Genomic DNA, 19,638 nt, shown 5'->3' on the forward strand with positions numbered 1-19,638 from the left:
CATGTCAAATCTCAAAAAAATGCACACCGGTGACTTGTACTTACCTGATGATCCTGAAATCGAAGTTGATCAAAAACGCTACTTAGATCGGTTGTACGACTACAATCATACCCGGCCTAGTGAGCCCGAAAAACAACAAGCACTCTTAAAAGAACTCTTCGCCGAAATCGGGCCCAATTGTTACTTGGAACCCCCATTTCATGCTAATTTCGGTGGCCATCACGTTCACTTTGGCGCTAACATCTACGCCAACTTCAACTTAACGATGGTCGATGATACCCATATCTACGTTGGCGACCATACGATGATTGCGCCGAACGTGACTTTAGCCACTGCCGGTCATCCGATTCTGCCAGAACTACGGGCACAAAACTACCAATACAACATGCCCATCCACATTGGCCGCAACTGCTGGCTCGGCGCCGGCGTCATCGTCTTGCCTGGCGTGACGATTGGCGATAACGTTGTCGTTGGTGCAGGTAGTGTGGTAACCAAAGACTTACCAGATAACGTGGTTGCCGTGGGTAATCCTTGTCATGTCATGCGACCAGTTAGTGACCATGACCGTGAATTTTATTTTAAAGATCGCCGAATCGATCCCGAATTATTGTCGTAATTAAAAAAATCTGCTAACTCAGCCTTTAAAAAAGGGATAAGTTAGCAGATTTTTTTATTTTAATACAAATACTGCAAATCACTAGCTGGCGTTGGATAAGCTAAAATCAACCGTTGTAGTTCCGGTAAAGTGAGCTGCTTATCAATCAACAACGCCACATAGTTGACCATTTCATCCGCCAGTTCGCTTAAGAAGCTGGCGCCAACTACTCGGCCGCTCGCCTTGTCAACCACGACTTTCGCCAATGCTTGGGGCGTCTGGAGCCGATAGTACGTAAACCAATGCGTCATGTCTAGTGTCTTAACTTGATACGTGGCTGGTGCAGCGCTCGCCTGAGCTGCCGTAATCCCAACTTCGGCGAGTTTCGGGTCCGCATATACTTCAGTTGGCACCGCCGGATAACTGATTGGCGCACCCGCTTTAATTAAATCCCCAACTAAGTACCGCGCTTCATAGCCGGCCAGCGGGGTCAACTTCGGTACTGGCGTATCACTAACATCGCCAATCGCATAAATATGGGGATTGGCCGTTTGTAAATGGTTATTAACTTGAACGCCACGACGACTATAGGTCACACCAACGTTTTCTAAACCCAAATGATCCACATTCGGCTGCCGGCCGGCTGAACAAACGACTAAGTCCGTCATTAAGTTAAAGTTCGCATCATCGGTCAACTGCAGCCCAGTTGCTTGCGGCGTGATTTTGTTCAAGTTAACATCCAAGTCGATCGTTACGCCCTGGGCAGTTAAGTTCGCCATTAAGGCCTGGACCAAATCAGGGTCAAAGGCTTTTAACGGTCGCCGGTTATGATGAATCAAATGAACCTCAGCACCCGCTGCCCGCGCAATCGTCGCTAATTCAAACCCGACGTAGCCACCACCGACAAAAGTCACGCGCTTCGGCATCGTATTTAGATTTAAGAAATCAGTACTCGTTTTAAAACATTCGTTCCCCGTAATCGGTAGGATCACCGGACGTTGGCCGGTCGCAATCACATAGTCTTTCCCCGTCACGACGGTGCCATCGACCGTTAATTGACCATCTGCCCGAAAGTAAGCTTGACCATGTAATGTCGCGATTGCTTGTGACTTTAAGCCCGCTAACGTACCATCATTAATCCCATCCGTATACCCACGCTTAGTGGCCATCAAAGCTGGCCAATCCACATCAGGGACACCACTCAACCCATGACCTTGCAAGTTTTGCGCCTGCCGTTTGGCTTCCACCGCGCTCAACAGAATCTTTTTCGGGTCACAGCCACGATTGGGACAAGTGCCGCCCCATAAATCAGCTTCAATAATCAACACCGATTTACCTTGGGCACGCAGGCCGCCTGCCATGGCAGTCCCGGCTGGGCCACCACCAATTACGATTACGTCATATTGTGTTGTCATGAATTCTTGTCCCCCTTGGATTTTGTTGTTGGATTTGGACTAATCAAACCAGGTTCAGCAAGCCTGACTTACCTCACAGCTTAATCTGGTTCATGCGTACTCAAATAATGCATCACCGTCTGGCGATCCAAATACCCCCGGACCACTTGCTCTTCTGTGACGGCTAAATAATCATGGGTCGCTAAAGCTTCAAAGGCAGTGCGCAAGGTCGCTTGCGCATCGATTGCTTGGATGTTATCGGCCGCGACCGCTGGTTTAGCCGATAAGTAGCCTTCCACCAGACCGACCCGGCCAACATACACATCGTAAATCTTTTTGGCGCGACTGGCATTAAAAAAGTCGCGGACAAAGTCATTAACGGGATGTTGCGCAATCGCGCTTGGCGTATCAACTTGTAACAATTCACCATGCCGCATAACGCCAATGCGATCACCTAACTTCAACGCTTCATTCATATCATGCGTGACAAAGACGATCGTGTTGTGATACCGCTGATGCAGCTTTAAGACCAAGTCTTGTAACTGTTGCCGTGAGATCGGATCTAATGCACTAAACGGCTCATCCATCAAAACCGTCGTCGGCTGTGAGGCAATCGCCCGTAAGATACCGATACGTTGTTGTTCACCACCTGATAGTTCATCTGGCATCCGGTCACGATAGACCGCTGGATCTAGCCCGACTTCTTGTAGTAAGTCATCGATTGTCGCACTGATTTCTTTTTTGGGGGTCCCCTTCATTTCAGGAATCACGGCAATATTTTGCGCCACTGTCATTGTTGGAAAGAGGGCAATTTGTTGTAAGACATAACCCATATCCCAACGCAATTCACGCAACGGCATCGCCGTCGTATCTTGGCCGTTAACTAAGATCCTACCGGCCGTTAGCGGTTCTAACCGGTTGATCATCTTTAATGATGTGGTCTTGCCACTACCAGACGTCCCGACTAAAACAAATAATTCGCCCTTAGCCACTGTCAAGTTCAGGTCTGGAATAACGTTATTGCCATTAAAATCCTTTTGCACATGTTGAAATTCAATCGCCGTCGTCATCTTAATTGCCCCCTTTCAATAAGCCGTGTTTAACGAGGTAGTGATGGGCTACCGTTGCGGCAGATTCATTTTTAACATTCACTTCATAGTTCATTTCTTGCATATCCGTTTCTGAAATCTTCCCCGCTAACTTATTCAAAGCTTGGACCACCTTCGGATGCTTCGTGGCAAACGCCTTTTTCATTAACGGTGCCCCTTGGTATGTTGGGAAAAAGTGCTTATCATCCTTCAAAATAGCCAAGTTATATTGCCGCAATTCACTATCAGTGGAATACGCGTCGACCAAATTAATCCGGCCTTTACTAATCGCTTCATACCGTAAAGCCGGCTCCATTGACTTCGCGGTCACATCTAAGCCATACGCTTTTTTCAGTCCCTTTAACCCGTCATCACGATCAATAAATTCAAGCGTCATCCCTGGTTTCAAGAGCGATTCCACTTGGGTCAAGTCACTGATCGTCTTTAAATGATGTTGTTGCTTGAACTTTTTCGTCACCGCCAAAGCATACGTATTGTTATACTTCATCGGCTGTAACAATTGCATATCAGCTTGCTTGGCTAGCCGTTGCTTGGCCAATTGGTAAGTTTGATCAGCTGTCATATTTTTCGGATGACTGCCACTCACTAACGTTTCTAAGACTGAACCCGTAAATTCTGGGTAAATATCGATCTGGTCATGTTTTAACGCACTGAACAAGAAGGTCGTTTTACCAAAGTTGGGTTTCAACGACACTTTCACGTGGCTATCATTGGCTTCAATGAGTTGTTTGTACATGTTAATGAGGATCTCAGGTTCAGAACCTAACTTCCCCGCAATCGTAATCGTTTCCGTCCGGTTGGCAAATACACTGTAAGCCCCGCCACCACCAAGCAACACTAAAATAATGCCGAAAACCGTCAGTGCGCGTTTAGGTTTGGCTGTTTGAAACCACCGAATCAGGGCACTTAACACGATTGCTAGTAAGGCTGACGAAATCGCCCCAATCAATAAGAGTGACGTGTTGTTACGATCGATGCCTAACATAATAAACGTCCCAAGCCCGCCTGCTCCAATCAAAGCGGCTAACGTGGCCGTCCCAATAATTAAGACGACCGCCGTGCGAATCCCAGCAATGATTTGTGGCATCGCAATCGGTAACTCGACTTTAAATAACTTGCGCATGCGCGACATCCCAAAGGCATCCGCCGCTTCTTCAATCGACTCATCAATTTCATCGATCCCTAAGTACGTATTTTGAAAAATCGGGAGTAAGGCGTAAATGACTAACGCAATCACAGCCGGTACGGTCCCAATCCCCACTAGTGGAATCAGTAATCCCAAAAGTGCTAGCGACGGAATTGTTTGTAAGACACTGGTTAATTGCAGTAACCCTTCGGCTAGCTTCGGTCGCCGGACCGCCCAAATCGCTAACGGAATCGCGATTACCATTGCAATCACTAAAGCGGCTAATGAAATTCCCAGATGTTGCCAGAGCGCCGTTAATAAGTCCCCGCGACGTTCCATAAATGTTTGTATTAAGGTCTGCATAATACCCTCCCAATCCCTGACTTCTAATGTGTTTTATCGTAGCATAATCATTTCCAAAACCGCAGCAAAACGCTTTACGATTTCAGCTTACCTGTAACTTCAAAAGTTCAACGATTATTAGTTTACTTGTTTTTGTCAGAACTGTTAAGATGAAAAATAAAGGGTTTGCCCCTTAAAACTTTAAAAAATAAGGTGTTTATTTATGACCGACCCCACTGACCTCGCAATTCTCAAAGCATTAAATCAAAATTGTCGCCTTAAAGTTAGTCATCTTGCCAAACAAGTTCATCTCACGGCCCCAGCGGTCGCTGCCCGCATTGATCGTTTAGAAACTGATGGCGTCATCAAACACTATACGATTGAGACTGATTTGACCAAGATGGGCTACCAACGCCAAGTGTATATTCAAGTCGGGCTCAAGCAGCGGCAACACTCGGCTTACTTAGCTTTTATTCAAGCCAATCGCAATGCGATCCGCCACCATTACCGCACGACTGGTGAGATGAATTACTTAATCGAAGGCGCCTTCTTCGACAGCCAAGCCCTTGATGCATTTCTACAAGCTTTAAGTCAACTTGCCACCTATCGCGTTATCGATATCGTGGCAGAAGCTTTTTAAACGCTTAACAGCAAGTGACTACTGCATGCTAACGACACAAAAAATCTCACCAGCCTAATTGACCTTTCAATTAGGCTGGTGAGATTTTTATGTTAAAACCGACTAATCAGGCCGGTTAAATTTCAATCAATTGGTGTTTCAAGGCATACGCCACCGCTTCAGCCCGCGTAAAGACCCCGAAATCATTGTAGATTTGCGTTAAATGGGCTTTGATGGTCCGCTCACTTAAATGCATCGTCGCCGCGATTTCTTTACTATGGTAACCTTGCGCCACGGCGGTTAAGATCGCTTGATTTTGGGGACTGAGTGGGGCAGCGGTTGTCGTCGTCGCCGGTTGAAAGGCTTTGGCTGCAATCTCAGCTTCTAGCGCCACTTGGCCGTTTAACGCATTATGCAAGGTTTGAATAATCGTCTCGCGCGTGGCATCTTTTAATAAGTAGCCCTTCGCACCTAATTGCATCGCTTGTTGAATCGGTGCTTGATCATCAAAGGTCGTTAAAACGACGACCGGCACTTGATTTTGTTGGGCTCGTAATTGCCGTAACATCGTGATACCATCCATCGGTTGCATGCGAATATCTAGGATAATGATGTCTGGGGTCACCTTAGCCAACGCGTCCAGACCTTGTTGGCCATCAGTTGCTTCCGCCACAACTTCAAAGTCATTGGTTGTTTCTAAAATCGTCTTTAACCCTTCTCGTAACAATTGATGGTCATCGACTAACATCACTTTAATCATGCTTATCACCCACTTTAATTGGTATTAAAAACGTCACGGTCGTGCCTTCACCAGGTTCACTAGTTAATTGGAGTTGGCCGCCAATCGCCGTCATCCGTTCTTGCAATCCGACTAAGCCAAAATGGCCAGCGGGTTGTCGCATGGTGGCTTTGAACCCTTGACCAAAGTCGACCACTTGAACTTGATAGGACGCCGCTTGCCGTTGTCCGCGAATGATCACCGTATCGGTCTGCGCATGTTTGACCACGTTAGTTAGCGCTTCTGAGATACACCGTGAGACTTCGGTCAAGACATCCGGGGTGAACTGGGGCAAATCTGGCAACTTCGTTTGTACGGTAAGACCATAATTTTTTTGGAAGGTCTCGGTCAACAATTGCAGCCGTCCCAGGAGATCACCTTCACTAGCACTGCGCAAGTCCGTCAACGTTAACCGAGAATTTTGCAACGTTTTCCGGGCAATCGTGACGCTCCGTTTGATAATTGGTTTGGCCCGGGTCACTTGGTCATTATCTAATAAATTATCAGCGGCTTCCAGTTGCATGACCACGCCGGCTAACCCTTGCGTTAACGTATCATGTAGTTCACGGGCCATCCGTTCGCGTTCGTTACGGGCGGTAGAAGCTTCCAGCTGTTTATACGCCAACTGTAATTCAGCCAGGACTTTTTCACTCTTCATTCGTTCATCAACTTGGCGACTATAAAAGCGCCAATAATAAATCACAATAAACGCCGTGAACAAACTCGCCTGAATCATGATCGCCATCCGCATCCAACTCGTATTAAGCCCGTAAGACACCCAAACAGCACCATAGGTCAACCAAATCAGTGCCAACACCCACCATTTATTGCTGACCAGATTCAACCCTTCAATTAACATCAGTGGCAACATCCCCATATATAACAGTTCTTGACCACCATGTAGCCAAGTCCCGACACCCACGGTCAATGCTAATTGGCAAACCATCACCCCCCACTGACAAAATGGTTGCCCAATCAAACGCGGTAATAGCCAGATCAAGCCCCCGACCAGGCCCACAAAAGCCACCATCACCAGCCAAGTTTTCCAAGGGGTATTGACCACGCCCAAGCCACCTTGACCATATTGACCGGTCGCAATTAACGTTGCATTATGCATCCCTAACGTTAAACAAGCCACGATCAATAACCAAGCGAGACTGGCGGGGCGACCTTTCGTTAAAATTTCTCTTTGCACAGCTTGCTGTACTGGTTTCGGTTTTGGCGGCATGATTGATCCTTCCTTCCGTAAAAAAGTCGTCCTCGACTTACTGAGGACGACTTTACACTAGTTTCTACTAGAACACCAACCTTAATCAGCGGCTAACGCATCGATTGGATTCAATCGTGCTGCGCGCCAAGCTGGTAAGATTGCCGCTAATAATGCAATTGCCAACGCAATCACGAAAGTCGACACAATGTTACCGACTTGAATTTGAATCAAGTTATAACTGGCAATCTTATAAAGCACTTGATTCAAACCGGCACCAATGCCATAAGCTAAGCCGGTCGCTAATGCGGCACTAACGACCCCGATGATCAACGATTCACTCGTGAACAACCGTCGAATATCGCCACGGCTTTCACCAAGCGCTCGTAAAATCCCAATTTCTTTCTTGCGGGCACTGACCGACATGAACATCGTTACAATGATCATCAAGGCTGACACCAACAGTGAGATGCCGGCAATCGCCGCCAATACCGTTGTCGCTAAGTTGACATACGTATTGACCGTCGACAACATGCTGGCAATGCTAGTCGCCATAAATTGACGCTTGCCATTGGTCTTCAACTTGTTGATTTGTTTCGTCACCGCGTCATTATGTTGCCGTGAATCAACCTTAACAGTCACTGAAGTTGCTTTAGTATTGGCTTGCTTGCTAGCCTGCATCGATTGCATGGTCGCATAGGTCACAGCGTTCGCGCCACTCCCAGTACTACTATTCGTAATCCCAGCAACGGTTAAGCGTCGTTTGACGGTCACCGTTTTACCGGCTTTATTAGTTGTTTGATATGAGACCGTGACTTTTTTACCGACTAACTGTCGCCAATTTTTACTTGACCACTTTTTCGCAATTGAACTTTTATCTAGCACAATTTCGTTCTTACCAGCTTGATGACCAGCTTTGATCGTTGATTTCCGGTCATTGGCCGACCAAGTCGTTAAGGAACTCGCCGTATAGTCTTTTTTGCCAATCTTGATCGTCGCATTGCTAGCGGTTAAGCCGCCTTGTGCACTCGTCACATGGTTCAACTGACTCAAACGCTTGATTTGTGCCGTTGAAAAAGTCTTGACTTTACTAGTGCTAGTGGCCGCCGTCGTCGTTACACCACCAGCCGCACTAGGACTCGCGCCCCCTTGTTGGGCTTGCGCCTGTTGTTGCGCTTGGGCCCGTTGGCTACTTTGACTGCCACTGCCCTTAGTCTGACTCGTCTTGGTATAACGCGCGACGGTTACCACCTGGGGATTGACCATGTTATTGATTTCTTGATTAATGTAGCCTTTCAACCCATTACCTAACCCATTGAATAGCATAACGGCAAATAGGCCGATCGCTGTCCCGATAATAATCAGCAAGTTCCAACTCCACGTGTATTTCAAATGCTTGAACGCGGTGTTCAACGGGACATACCAAGGTAACTTACGGGCCGCAATTTGCGGATTTTGTTCATCGACTGGATAAGCCGACTTCAAGCGTTCATCCGACGTAATCTTACCATCGGCTAACCGCACGATTCGGGTCCCCGCATCAGCCACGGCTTGCGAGTGGGTCACACAAATAACCAAGCGTCCTTCAGCAGCGATTTGGTCTAACAACTGTAAGACTTCGGCCGTATTTTGTGAATCCAAAGCCCCAGTCGGTTCATCAGCGATAATGATTTTAGGATCACTCGCTAAAGCCCGGGCAATAGCGACCCGTTGCTTTTGACCACCAGATAACTGGTTCGGATACTTTTTAACTTGATCACTCAGCCCCACTTGGGCCAATAACTCATGAGCCCGTTGTTCCCGTTGTGACCGTGATAATTTCGTCATGTCTAATGAAATCAAAACGTTATCTAATACCGATAGATGACTGATTAAGTTATAGGATTGATAAATATAGCCGATGGTCTCGCGCCGATACCGGTCCATTTGCTTTTCTTGATGATGATCAATGGCTTGGCCTTGCAATAAAACTTGCCTCTCAAATTGGCGATCCAAACCACCGATGATGTTCATCAAGGTTGATTTACCACCACCAGATTCACCTAAAATGGCCACAAATTCACCACGTTCAAACGTCAAATCAATCCCGTTTAAAACCGGGAAAGCTTCTTTACCCAAGTAATACGACTTATGAATATCCTTTAACGCTAAATAACTCACGCGCTAATCACCTACTTCTCTCTTAATTAGTGTGCTAAGTTTAACGCGCCCAACTTACTTTGTCATCGAACGTTTGGACAAACTTAACTGCCCTTTTGGGTAATCAGTTGGTTTGGAAGTAATTGTCGCTTCCGATTGAATTTTTTTGATAAACATAAGTGCGTCCCGTAGTAAATCGCTGCACATACTGCCCAATCACAAGTTATACCAAATTGACAGATTTAACGATACCAATCAAAAATGAGATCACCAGTTTTCGGTGATCCCATTTAATTTAAATCATGCAACACTTTTAGCTGTCCAGCAGCATGATAGCATTACTGCGGCTTTCTAGCCTTGAACCGGTCTACAGCCAACGGCATGATGACCAATCGTAAGCGGCAATTACCACCAATTCAACTTTTATCTTAATCACTAGTAATCTGCATCCGACCATGCTGTTTAGAATAATATAAGTGTTGATCGACGCGTTCATAAAAGGCCCGCGCGGTCGCATCGTTAGCGCTCCACGCCGTCACCCCCACTGAGATCGACAGTGCTAATTGTTGTTGGCCAAAGCGAATTGGGGTGTGGTTGATTGCATTGAAGATTTGATCCACGATCGGCCGCGCCGTTGCCAAGTCATAGTTTGGGAACAACACGTTAAACTCCTCGCCGCCGGTCCGGTAAAGCTTCACATGCGAGTCATTGACATCTAGTACCGTTTGCGCCACATCGACAACTTGCTTTAAAACTTGGTCGCCGGCAGAATGGCCGTACGTATCATTCATCTGTTTAAAATGATCAATATCAAACATCATCATCGTTAACGGTTGGTGATGGTGGCGACCTTTATTGACGTAATATGTTAACGACTCCGTAAAGGCCGCGAAGTTTTGCGTCGTCGTTAAAGAATCATGATTGGCCGACCATTCGAGTTGTTGTCGTAATTCACTATCGTGTGAGAGCATCGTGACATACAGATACAGCAAAATAACAAATACGATGTAATACAACCATTCCAAGCGAAACGTCATCCATGAGAACTGGTATTTAAGCTTCATCCAAAACCACAAAAGACCGCCTAACGGAATCGTGACTAACAAGTACAATCCAAAGACACCGCGATACTGGTGAAACTTTGTGTACAACACACTCAACGTGACAAACATGGTCACTAAGGTCACGGCATGGGCCCACGATTCCCAAGACATTAATGAGCGGTTAAAGAGCATAAAGGCTAATAATAGCGGACATAAGAAGTAATATGGGACGCGAATATTCAGGAAGTAGCCACAAAAAATGAGGGCAATTAATTGAAAGTTCATGAACTCCCACGAATACGTGGCGCCGACCACGATCTCTTGAAGACTAAAGACAAAGACAACCATGTGAGCTAGCCCGTACCACGCTTCTAAGTTCGCGTCACTAATCGACCAGTGCCGTTCGTGTGACCAAATTCGGAGTGTATTTACCGACGCCCAATACAACGTAATTACCCCTAAAATAAAGAAGACCCCCGTTACAAACGGTGGCACTTGCCAACTAAACCAAGTCATCCCATCACCTCTTCCCCATATCGCATCCTTAACTGGTGCCAGTTAATTGTTATAATTATATTGATATACATTTTCGCATAAAATTGGTTTACTATCACCCGTTACGCAAGTTATCTTAGTAAAACATAACTTAACGGCCTATTCGCAACGGTTGAAATTTATTAGATTGTTAGTATAATGTTATCAGTCCGTCAATTGGTCTATAATTTTAATTTCAAACGGTCGGCTACTTGTTAGCCGGCTTATTAACGCCACTTTTGGTTCAATTCAATAAACATTATAACCTTAGTCATAACTAATGAGGTGAGAACTTGTATTATATTGACGATTTTTTTCGGGATGTGTTAGATCCGCGCGCCGTGATGATCGTCTTATTCACATTAGGGTTAATCGTCACTTTAACCGCCATCACTTACACATTGGAATATCACGTGACGCATCGTTCGGCCAAATGTCATCGTTGTCTACACTTACTAGAAGGCGGTTTGGTCATTATCGGGATCGCATTATTGCGCCAAGCCTTTTTGACCCAAAATTTAGGTAACTTGTATAGTTGGGGCTATGTGATTGCCCAACTGACCATCCTATTGCTTAATTTATACACGATGCATAATCGCGTCATCGTCACGATCAACATCGTGGCGCCAGTTGCTTTTTACGTACACGCTACTCATGCCAACGCTGTTTTTTCCCGACCAGGTTTAGCCCTAGTCATGTGGGTCCTACTGAGTGCCACGATTTGGTATCTTTATCGCCACCAAACAACGGTTTTAGCCCATGAGCTGATGTTCATTGGCTTACAAGCGAGCTTTGCAGTCAGTTGGTTTTTATTGATTTGGAGCGTCTATCCGTTCAAGTTGCTTTATTTAGTCAATGTGATTGCCCTATTCGTGACGTACATGCTCATCATTCGTTTCTTCATGAACCGCATCGACCGGACCATCACGCATTTTCATCAGTTAAATCAGGCGGCCAATCATGATGAATTAACCGGTGTCTTAAACCGCGCCTGCTTTGATACGGTAAGCAACACGACGCTTAACCAGTACCAACCAACTAGTATGACGATGGCGATGTTTGATATTGACCATTTTAAGCAATTCAACGATCACTATGGTCATCTCGTTGGCGATCAAGTGTTACGCCACGTCGCCCAACACTTTCGGCAAGCACTCATTCAGCCTAACAGTCACCGGCAACTCTTTCGTTATGGTGGTGAAGAATTCATCATCCTCTTTCGCGATGAAGCTTTGCCTAAAGTTCAACAAGCCGTTGCCGCAGCCCAACAATCTTTGCGTCAAACGCCACTGCATTATCAAGATCAGAATTTAACGGTGTCCGTCTCAATTGGGATGGCTGGCTTACGGCCAACTGATACGGATTTTAATACGTGGTTTCAACGTGTCGACCACGACTTATATTTAGCCAAAGCCGCGGGTCGAGATTGCTTGATCATCGAAGGCGTTATCCGCCCCAATCAAGCCCATTAAATAGTCAAAAGGAGTTGCAATCGCAACTCCTTTTTGTGTATTTCAATCCTTAATTTTGATGGCGTGGCGTCCCATGTTGATAGTGCCGATGACCTGTTCGCTGGGTCTTTTTGCCCGTAACTTTGGCTAATTTGGCGGCGCCATTAACGGCTTGGCTCATCAAGGCATCGAATTGACGGTCCGATAACCACTTCCGCGCCGTTAATGAAACCCCAGCCCCCATACCGGCATGATAACGTGTCTTGGGCCGGCTGTCATTGACCGCGCGTACCATCAATTTTGCAATCACGCCTGGTTGCGAGGCAAAGTTATCAAACAATGACAACATCGCGCCAACTTTACGTGCTTGCGTGCCATAAGCAGTCTCGCCAGAAACGGCCAATAATTTCTTTTCAGCAATGCCGGCCCATTCGGTCTTAATGCCACCAGGTTCAATCATCACGACATCAATGCCTAACGGCGCTAGTTCCATGCGCAAAGCATCGCTCATCCCTTCAATCGCATGTTTGGTGCCCATATACCAGGCACTCAATGGTTGATAAATCTTGCCGCCAATTGAAGACACGTTAATGATGCGGCCACCATGTTGTGCCCGCATGATTGGCAAGACTAATTGCGTCAAGCGCATCACCCCAAAGACATTCACTTTGAATTGATATTCGCCTTCAGCTAAGGGAACATCTTCCAGCGCACCATATGACCCATAGCCCGCATTATTGATCAACACGTCAAGCCGCTGTTGCTCCGCTTTGATTGTGGCTACGGCCGCCACTAAAGTTGCTTCATCAGTAACATCTAGTTTTAACACGTGCACCCCGGCCGCGGCCAAGTCAGTCATCTTTTCAATTCGACGCGCAGCGCCATACACAATATTGCCTTGCGCTTGTAACTTCAAGGCTGTCGCTTTACCAATTCCCGACGACGCGCCCGTAATTAAAATTACCCGTGGCTCTGTCATAATATTGCCTCCAATTATCCTAAATGATTAATGCCATGCTACGCCTTAACGCCGGCAATTGCAATCGGATTCACAAAAGCGAACTACGCGTAAAAATGGTAAACTAAACGTAGTGATTATTGAAAGGGTGTGGCCAGGATGTCGGTTAAATTTGGAATTTTGAGTGCGGCCTCGATCGTCCCCCGCGTTGTTGCGGGCATGCAGGAGTCACCACTAGCAACTGCCCAGGCAATCGCCGCGCGTTCGCGACCAAAAGCAGAAGCTCTCGCGTTACAGTGCCAGATACCAACGGTCTATGATGATTATGAAACCTTGTTAAACGATGATCAGCTCGATGCCATTTATATCCCGACTTATAATGCCGGCCACTTTCCTTTAGCTAAACGCGCCTTACAACATCATCGGGCTGTCCTGCTTGAAAAGCCCTTTACTTTAACGGCGACTCAGACTCAGTCACTATTTGACTTGGCTGCGGCACAACACGTCTTATTAATGGAAGCGCAAAAAGCCGTCTTTTTACCGATCACCCAGCAAGTAAAACACTTGCTACAAACTGGCAAGATTGGGCAAGTCCGGACGATCAACATTTGCGAGTATCATCCTAGCGGTAATCCGACTGGTTGGTTTACGAACCGGGCTGCTGGTGGCGGGGCTTTGTATGGCAGCGCGGCTTATCCACTGGATTACTTACAATACTTATTTGATCGTCATGACTTGCAAATGACCGGTGTGGCGACGATTCCAGCCGGATCAACGGATACCCAAGCTGCCTTAAGCCTTAGCTTTGGCGATTGTTTAGTCAATCTATTGATTACTTCAGCCCAACCGCAACCAAGTCAGATGGTCATTCACGGTGACTTAGGGACAATCACGATTCCTAATTATTGGAAAACCGATCACGCCACTTGGGCCTTAAATGGCCAAGCCCCACACGTGTTACAGGCCACCCAACAAAGTGAATTCGTGTTTGAAATCAATCATTTTTGCCAGTTATTACAGACTGGACAAACCACGAGTCCGGTGATGACGCCAGCACTAACGCAACAAACGATCACCTTAATTGAAACTTGTTATCAACACTGGTACCACACTAACTAATTCTGGAGGAACTAACCATGCCAACAAAACTCATTATGGATACTGACCCCGGCATTGATGATGCTGCGGCAATCACAATTGCCCTAAACCACCCTGACTTTGACTTACAACTCATTACAACGGTCGCGGGTAACGTCACCGTTGATAAAACGACCTTAAACGCCTTAAAGTTAACCCGCTTTTTCAATCGCAATGTACCGGTTGCGGGTGGCGCTGCCCAACCATTGATCAAACCATTTGAAGATGCGGCCCGCATTCATGGTGAATCTGGCATGCCTGGCTATGACTTTCCAACTGATTTAGCTGATCCACTACCTATCACCGCAGTTGAAGCTTTAAGAGACCAAATCATGGCCGCTGACCAGCCCATCACATTAGTGCCAACTGGGGCTTACACGAACATTGCCCTACTATTCAAAACTTACCCCGAAGTACTGCCACATATTAAAGAAATCGTGGCCATGGGTGGCGCGCTTGGCAAAGGAAATATGACAAGTGCCGCTGAATTCAACGTCTTCACTGATCCACACGCCGCTGCAATCATGTATGCCGCGGGGATTCCCATCACGATGGTCGGCTTAGATGTCACGATGAAAGCCCTCTTGACACCGGCAACCATGCAGACTTTACCAACTTTAGGCCGGGCCGGTGAAATGCTCCACGCGTTATTCACCCACTATGGTGATGGCGACAAGACCGGGATTCCAATGCATGATGTCAACACGTTATTCTACTTATTGCATCCGGAAGCGTTCACGACCCAAGCCATGTGGATCGATGTCCAAACTGATGGCCCAGCGATTGGCGAAACCGTTGGCGATATTCGTGGCGCTTATCATAACGGTCAAACTAATGCCAATGTCTGCGTCGATATTGATGCACGGGCCTTTAACGATTGGTTCTTAGCCGCCGTTAAAGCAATCGGCTAATGCCACCGAAATCAGTTTGGTGGTTACAAAGCGGCGGGATCATACTTTCAGCGGGCGTCGTCCTACTGTTGTTCGGTGGCGCCAGTTGGCCGCTAGCCGCCATGCTGTTGACCGCTTTACCCTTAAATTGGGGCGCACTACAACTCAGTCAGCATTATTCGCAAGCGACACTCGTTCGCTTTTTATGGTGGCTCGGATTAATTGCCATCTTAGATTTAGTTTTAGGCTTGATTTGGTTTAAGGCCCTACACGGCTAACCGTCTGTCTTAACCTTATAAAAGTGCCCGCCGCAATGAACCGATAATGGTTCATTGTGGCGGGCACTTTTGGCGTCTACTTGCTACTAAAAAACGTCGGCAGTTTTCACCACCGACGCGCCTTAATTTAATTCATGGGACTGCTGGATTTCAAAATTTCTGGTGAGCGTAACACGGTGATATAACCGTAACCACTAGCGTCAAAAGAAATGTTTTCAAATTCCTTGGTCGTATTAAAGGTTATATTATGCAAATCAGCATCCGTTAACGTCTCGTCATTTAGTTTAGCTAATGGTAAGGACGTCAATGAATCGTCACCTAACAAGTATAAACGCCCATTGTAAGCATCATAGGCCAAATTTTGGTTCACATCGGTCGTTTGATTATTGATGATCGCCTTTAGCTTAAAGGTCAAGACATTCTTTTCATAGGTGCCTTGATACAAGCGATAACTCGTGCCACTGAAGAACCCATAATAGGCATGACCTGACGTATCAAAGGTCAACACCCCTGGATGATGACTACTGTCGACACTATAGGTCGTGCTAGTCGTCAAATCAGCTTGATCAACCAATTGTAGTTGCGGATTAGTCGCATTACTACTATATAAGAACAGCCGATTATGCTTACTATCATAGCCTAAGGCTTGCCCATGGCCGGTACTAATCGTTGGCCCGGCGACGGCCACTGCTTTAATTTTGGCATAATAAGCGGCAACTGTTTGACTCCCAGTCGTGTTCTTCTCTTGTGCCAACAAGGTTTGATTGGTGGCTTGTTCAGTCTTAATCGTGGCTTTCAACGTCTTAACTAACTTTTGTTGCGCGGTCTTTTTCGCTTGCCACGATTTGATCTTTGCTTTACTCTTAGTCACCCGTTTTTTAGCGGTCGTTAATTGCTTTTGATATTTTTTAACTAGTTTTTGGTACTTGCGCCGTGTTGCACTGCGATAACGCCGATTAGTCGCTTGCTTTTGATCTGCCTTAATCGTTTTAGTTAAGGCCGTAACTTTAGTTTGCGCGGTCTTTTGGGCTTTTTGCCAATACTTGAGCCATTTCGTTTCATTGGCAATATAGCCATTCCGCTTCGTCAAAGTGGCATTGTTTTTCGTTAATTGCTTATTATTAGCCGCAATTTTCGCTAACACCGCCTTTAACGCTGCGTTGGACTGATCAAATTCGGCTTGATGCGCTTGGCCTTCGGTCGTCGTCGGGTCAAAATAATCATAAGCCATCGCCAGTTCGCCTTGTTTACCGGCAGTATCTAGCCCTAACTCATGAAAAGCTTTTAAGTCGATTTTGACCAAGTTCCCATTATTATTGTCGTTGTAACTTTCAACTAAGTATAAATTCGTCCCAATCTGTACGCCGCCTTGATAGTTACCCCGATGCGTGTCAGCAGTTGAAAAGTAACTCGGCAAATACAAATAGGTGCTATAGGTGCCACTACTATCATCCGTGAACGAATGCGTGACTGAGTTATAGCCATCCGCATACCCCGTTTCGTCATACGTTGCTGGTTTGACTTGTTTGACACCATTATTGGTCACCGTTGTCGTTGCGGCGGCCGTCATTGGTAACGCGAGTAACGTCATGCCGACCGCTAAACGTCCCAATAATCCACTAACCTTCATCCTTAAGAACCCCTTAACCTGAACCATAATAAATAATTTTATAACCAATACTTATCACAGTATATCATTGCCGGATGTCTAAGCGGTTATCGAGCCGTTACATCCTAACAATTTTGTAATATTTCAAGGGTTACTAAAAAAGTCTGGGGAAATCCCTAGACTTTTAAGGCTATTTAGGCATCAACCGTCGTTGGTAACCGCAGTTCAACTGCCGCATCCATCGGGTCACCGTTCAATAAGGCTTCCACGATATAACTATCACCCGTATATAATTCGGGGCGTGTTGGCAAGATTTGGCCAAAGAAGTCACTGATCAGTTGGTCAAACAACTGGCGACTAGGTCCGCCTTGGGCCCGCAACACAATATAGTGACCGCCCGGAACGGTGCGCGTTTCAGTATCGGTAGCCGTGACCGTTGTGTTGGCACCTGCAAAGTATTCCAGTTGATCTTGATGGACCCCACTTAGGGCAAACCCAATGTGATCGCGACTACCGGCCATTAACGCCCCAAATTTACCTGACTTTGCCAAAGCACCAAAGTGTTGCGTCTTTAAGTCCGAGACCGTTTGGATATTAGTCATCGTTGGTAATGGGAGTTGCGTGGCATAGCCAGTTAACGTTAAAGCGTCAAAAGTTTCAATCGTGTAAGTTGTCATCTATTATTCCTGCTTTCGATTTGATAAACTTAGTTTACCAAGCAATAGTTGACAACTAGCTGTCAACTATTAAAAATAGGAGAAAAAAATGCGCATTGCTCGTTTAATTAATCTGATTATGTTGCTGCTACGAACGGATCACGTCGCGGCCAGTGAATTGGCCCAACGCTTTGAAGTATCCAAACGCACGATTTATCGTGATGTTGAAACGTTGAATCTCGCTGGAATTCCCATCTATGCCACTCGTGGGCGTAACGGTGGGATTGGCTTAATGCCCAATTATAAGATCGATAAAAAACTGTTAACGGCCGATGATATTCGCAACTTACGAATCGCCTTAAACAGTGTTCGAACCCTAATCGAAAATCCGGAACTGACAGCGACGATGCAAAAAATCGATGCCCTGTATGCGGCCGATAATGTCACTGATACGTTACTGATTGATCGTCCCAACTGGCCAGGATCAACTGAACTTAAACAATTGGCTGAACGAATCGATGCGGCCATTGCGGCCCACACTTACTTAACTTTTGCCTACAGTGACCGCAATGGTACCTATACCACTCGCAAAATTGAGCCGTATCGCTTAGTCTACAAAGGCGAACGGTGGTACGTCCAAGCTTACAGCTTGGAACGGCAAGCTTTTCGGCTGTTTCGATTGTCGCGGATGCAAGCCTTGACCTTTTTAACCACCACGTTTGACCCGCGACCAGTGCCGGCGCTGAACTTTGACTTCAATACCCGCTTACAGCCGGCTTTAACGACGATAACCTTAACAGCTGACAATTTAGTCCGTGATCAAGTTGTCGAACGCTTTGGTCCCCAGGTCATTCAAACGCAAACTAAAACTAAATTCACCGCCCAAGTAGCGTTGCCGAATAATGAATCGGCTTATCGGTTTATCTTATCTTTAGGTACCCATGTCCAGCTTTTAGCCGGGACCGCTTTTTCAACTGACTTTACGGATTATCTACATCAACTGACGTCAAACTATCACTAAGCAACGTTTGAGAACGCTTTCTTGTACTTTATGTGACGTTTATTGATTCAACTAAAACTATGCTAGGCTTACCTTAACTGAGAAATGAGGTGGCTATGATGACTTTAATTTTAGTTGTACTGGCATTACCGGTTATCGCGGTGGGCTGTTATTTAGCTGGCGGTGGCTGGGTTGATAATGGTTACGAGTTATATCGCAATTATTGTCGGTCTCATTTATCATTACATGACTTTCTAGCGTTGCTAGTAAACGTCAAATAAGTACCCACGCTGCATCGCCAAGCACCTTGCCTTGGCGATGTTTTTTGTCACTGGTGTTAAATTTATTTTTTGAGGGGCCCTAACGTTCAAGACAACTTTTTGTCCTTTTATGTCATTTTCCCCCATCATTCACGGTAACGGTTTATGATTCAAGTTGTAAGGCACACTAAATTAGTGCAAAAAATGGCGTTGCGGGGGCGGCATAATGAAACGTTGGCATCAAGCATGGTTAGATGTTTGGAACTCAGTGGAAATTTTGACGGTAATTATGATTCCAGTTTTGTTTGGCATCAAGGGATTAATTGATGTTAACTTGAACGGTCAATATGACTTTATGAATTACTTATTACTGTTTGGGGGCAGTGTTTTAGGGGCCTTTGTCTTCTTTGGCTTACTAGAATGCATCGATCAGTTCAGCAGTTTTTGGCACAATCGCTATTAAGCAAAAAAATCCTAACGCCTGATGTGGTCAATTCATGACCACCGTAGACG

Annotated in this window: 19 protein-coding genes; 9 read left to right on the plus strand and 10 right to left on the minus strand. The window is 46.0% G+C overall.

The features are described from left to right. The first annotated feature begins 1 nt into the window (after position 1). Positions 2–616, plus strand: coding sequence for a sugar O-acetyltransferase (locus FFM75_RS00285; protein WP_137627190.1), 615 nt, complete (start codon positions 2–4; stop codon positions 614–616). Between the two features lie 59 nt (positions 617–675). Here FFM75_RS00285 and FFM75_RS00290 read toward each other — a convergent pair whose 3' ends face one another. The 3 genes from FFM75_RS00290 to FFM75_RS00300 all read right to left on the minus strand — a co-directional run bounded on the left by FFM75_RS00290 (position 676) and on the right by FFM75_RS00300 (position 4,587). Continuing rightward, the gene (locus tag FFM75_RS00290; protein WP_137627191.1) at positions 676–2,010 is read right to left on the minus strand and encodes a dihydrolipoyl dehydrogenase family protein; all 1,335 of its coding nucleotides are present in this window, start codon (positions 2,008–2,010) and stop codon (positions 676–678) included. Between the two features lie 80 nt (positions 2,011–2,090). Then, positions 2,091–3,059: an ABC transporter ATP-binding protein gene (locus FFM75_RS00295; RefSeq protein ID WP_137627192.1), complete on the minus strand. Its 969-nt coding sequence runs from the start codon at positions 3,057–3,059 to the stop codon at positions 2,091–2,093. Position 3,060: 1 nt separating this feature from the next. Beyond that, positions 3,061–4,587 carry an ABC transporter permease/substrate-binding protein gene (locus tag FFM75_RS00300; protein ID WP_137627193.1) on the minus strand — a complete coding sequence of 509 codons (1,527 nt, stop codon included), beginning with the start codon at positions 4,585–4,587 and terminating at the stop codon, positions 3,061–3,063. A gap of 202 nt (positions 4,588–4,789) precedes the next feature. Here FFM75_RS00300 and FFM75_RS00305 point away from each other — a divergent pair, with 202 nt between their 5' ends. Continuing rightward, positions 4,790–5,206: an Lrp/AsnC family transcriptional regulator gene (locus FFM75_RS00305; RefSeq protein ID WP_137627194.1), complete on the plus strand. Its 417-nt coding sequence runs from the start codon at positions 4,790–4,792 to the stop codon at positions 5,204–5,206. Between the two features lie 115 nt (positions 5,207–5,321). Here FFM75_RS00305 and FFM75_RS00310 read toward each other — a convergent pair whose 3' ends face one another. The 4 genes from FFM75_RS00310 to FFM75_RS00325 form a co-directional block, all read right to left on the minus strand. Beyond that, on the minus strand, positions 5,322–5,945 hold the full coding sequence (locus FFM75_RS00310) for a response regulator (RefSeq protein ID WP_137627195.1): 624 nt from the start codon (positions 5,943–5,945) through the stop codon (positions 5,322–5,324). Further along, positions 5,938–7,191, minus strand: a complete 1,254-nt coding sequence (locus FFM75_RS00315) for a sensor histidine kinase (protein ID WP_137627196.1) — start codon at positions 7,189–7,191, stop codon at positions 5,938–5,940. The genes FFM75_RS00310 and FFM75_RS00315 overlap by 8 nt, the downstream gene beginning before the upstream one ends. A gap of 81 nt (positions 7,192–7,272) precedes the next feature. After that, positions 7,273–9,330 (minus strand): ABC transporter ATP-binding protein/permease, encoded by a 2,058-nt coding sequence (locus FFM75_RS00320; RefSeq protein WP_137627197.1) that lies wholly within the window; start codon positions 9,328–9,330, stop codon positions 7,273–7,275. Between the two features lie 407 nt (positions 9,331–9,737). Next, complete coding sequence (locus FFM75_RS00325) at positions 9,738–10,868, minus strand: GGDEF domain-containing protein (RefSeq protein ID WP_137627198.1); 1,131 nt, start codon at positions 10,866–10,868, stop codon at positions 9,738–9,740. A 311-nt stretch (positions 10,869–11,179) separates the two neighbouring features. On the opposite strand from FFM75_RS00325, the gene FFM75_RS00330 reads away from it, so the two are divergent. Beyond that, entirely contained in the window at positions 11,180–12,358 is a 1,179-nt protein-coding gene (locus FFM75_RS00330) for a GGDEF domain-containing protein (protein ID WP_137627199.1), read from the plus strand. Between the two features lie 49 nt (positions 12,359–12,407). Here FFM75_RS00330 and FFM75_RS00335 read toward each other — a convergent pair whose 3' ends face one another. Then, positions 12,408–13,316 carry an oxidoreductase gene (locus FFM75_RS00335; RefSeq protein ID WP_137627200.1) on the minus strand — a complete coding sequence of 303 codons (909 nt, stop codon included), beginning with the start codon at positions 13,314–13,316 and terminating at the stop codon, positions 12,408–12,410. A 138-nt stretch (positions 13,317–13,454) separates the two neighbouring features. Between FFM75_RS00335 and FFM75_RS00340 the strand changes: the two genes are divergently transcribed. From FFM75_RS00340 to FFM75_RS00350, 3 genes are read left to right on the plus strand one after another with little or no spacing between them, the layout of a single operon-like run. Next, positions 13,455–14,414, plus strand: a complete 960-nt coding sequence (locus FFM75_RS00340) for a Gfo/Idh/MocA family protein (RefSeq protein ID WP_137627201.1) — start codon at positions 13,455–13,457, stop codon at positions 14,412–14,414. A gap of 17 nt (positions 14,415–14,431) precedes the next feature. Beyond that, complete coding sequence (rihC, locus tag FFM75_RS00345) at positions 14,432–15,343, plus strand: ribonucleoside hydrolase RihC (protein ID WP_137627202.1); 912 nt, start codon at positions 14,432–14,434, stop codon at positions 15,341–15,343. Then, positions 15,343–15,600, plus strand: a complete 258-nt coding sequence (locus FFM75_RS00350) for a hypothetical protein (protein WP_137627203.1) — start codon at positions 15,343–15,345, stop codon at positions 15,598–15,600. Before rihC ends, FFM75_RS00350 begins: the two co-directional genes overlap by 1 nt. A gap of 127 nt (positions 15,601–15,727) precedes the next feature. On the opposite strand, the gene FFM75_RS00355 is transcribed toward FFM75_RS00350, so the two are convergent. Together FFM75_RS00355 and FFM75_RS00360 are read right to left on the minus strand one after the other, a co-directional pair. Further along, positions 15,728–17,230, minus strand: a complete 1,503-nt coding sequence (locus tag FFM75_RS00355; RefSeq protein WP_137627204.1) for a coiled-coil domain-containing protein — start codon at positions 17,228–17,230, stop codon at positions 15,728–15,730. 173 nt (positions 17,231–17,403) lie between these two features. Beyond that, complete coding sequence (locus tag FFM75_RS00360; RefSeq protein WP_137627205.1) at positions 17,404–17,886, minus strand: GyrI-like domain-containing protein; 483 nt, start codon at positions 17,884–17,886, stop codon at positions 17,404–17,406. A gap of 88 nt (positions 17,887–17,974) precedes the next feature. Here FFM75_RS00360 and FFM75_RS00365 point away from each other — a divergent pair, with 88 nt between their 5' ends. The 3 genes from FFM75_RS00365 to FFM75_RS00370 all read left to right on the plus strand — a co-directional run bounded on the left by FFM75_RS00365 (position 17,975) and on the right by FFM75_RS00370 (position 19,588). After that, positions 17,975–18,886 (plus strand): helix-turn-helix transcriptional regulator, encoded by a 912-nt coding sequence (locus FFM75_RS00365; protein ID WP_137627206.1) that lies wholly within the window; start codon positions 17,975–17,977, stop codon positions 18,884–18,886. 98 nt (positions 18,887–18,984) lie between these two features. Further along, a complete protein-coding gene (locus FFM75_RS13880) occupies positions 18,985–19,146 on the plus strand; it encodes a hypothetical protein (RefSeq protein WP_171001397.1) in 162 nt (53 codons plus the stop codon). 205 nt (positions 19,147–19,351) lie between these two features. After that, a complete protein-coding gene (locus FFM75_RS00370) occupies positions 19,352–19,588 on the plus strand; it encodes a hypothetical protein (RefSeq protein ID WP_137627207.1) in 237 nt (78 codons plus the stop codon). Positions 19,589–19,638: the final 50 nt, after the last annotated feature.

Source organism: Lactiplantibacillus daowaiensis (assembly GCF_005405085.1).
Classification (GTDB): Bacteria; Bacillota; Bacilli; order Lactobacillales; family Lactobacillaceae; genus Lactiplantibacillus; species Lactiplantibacillus daowaiensis.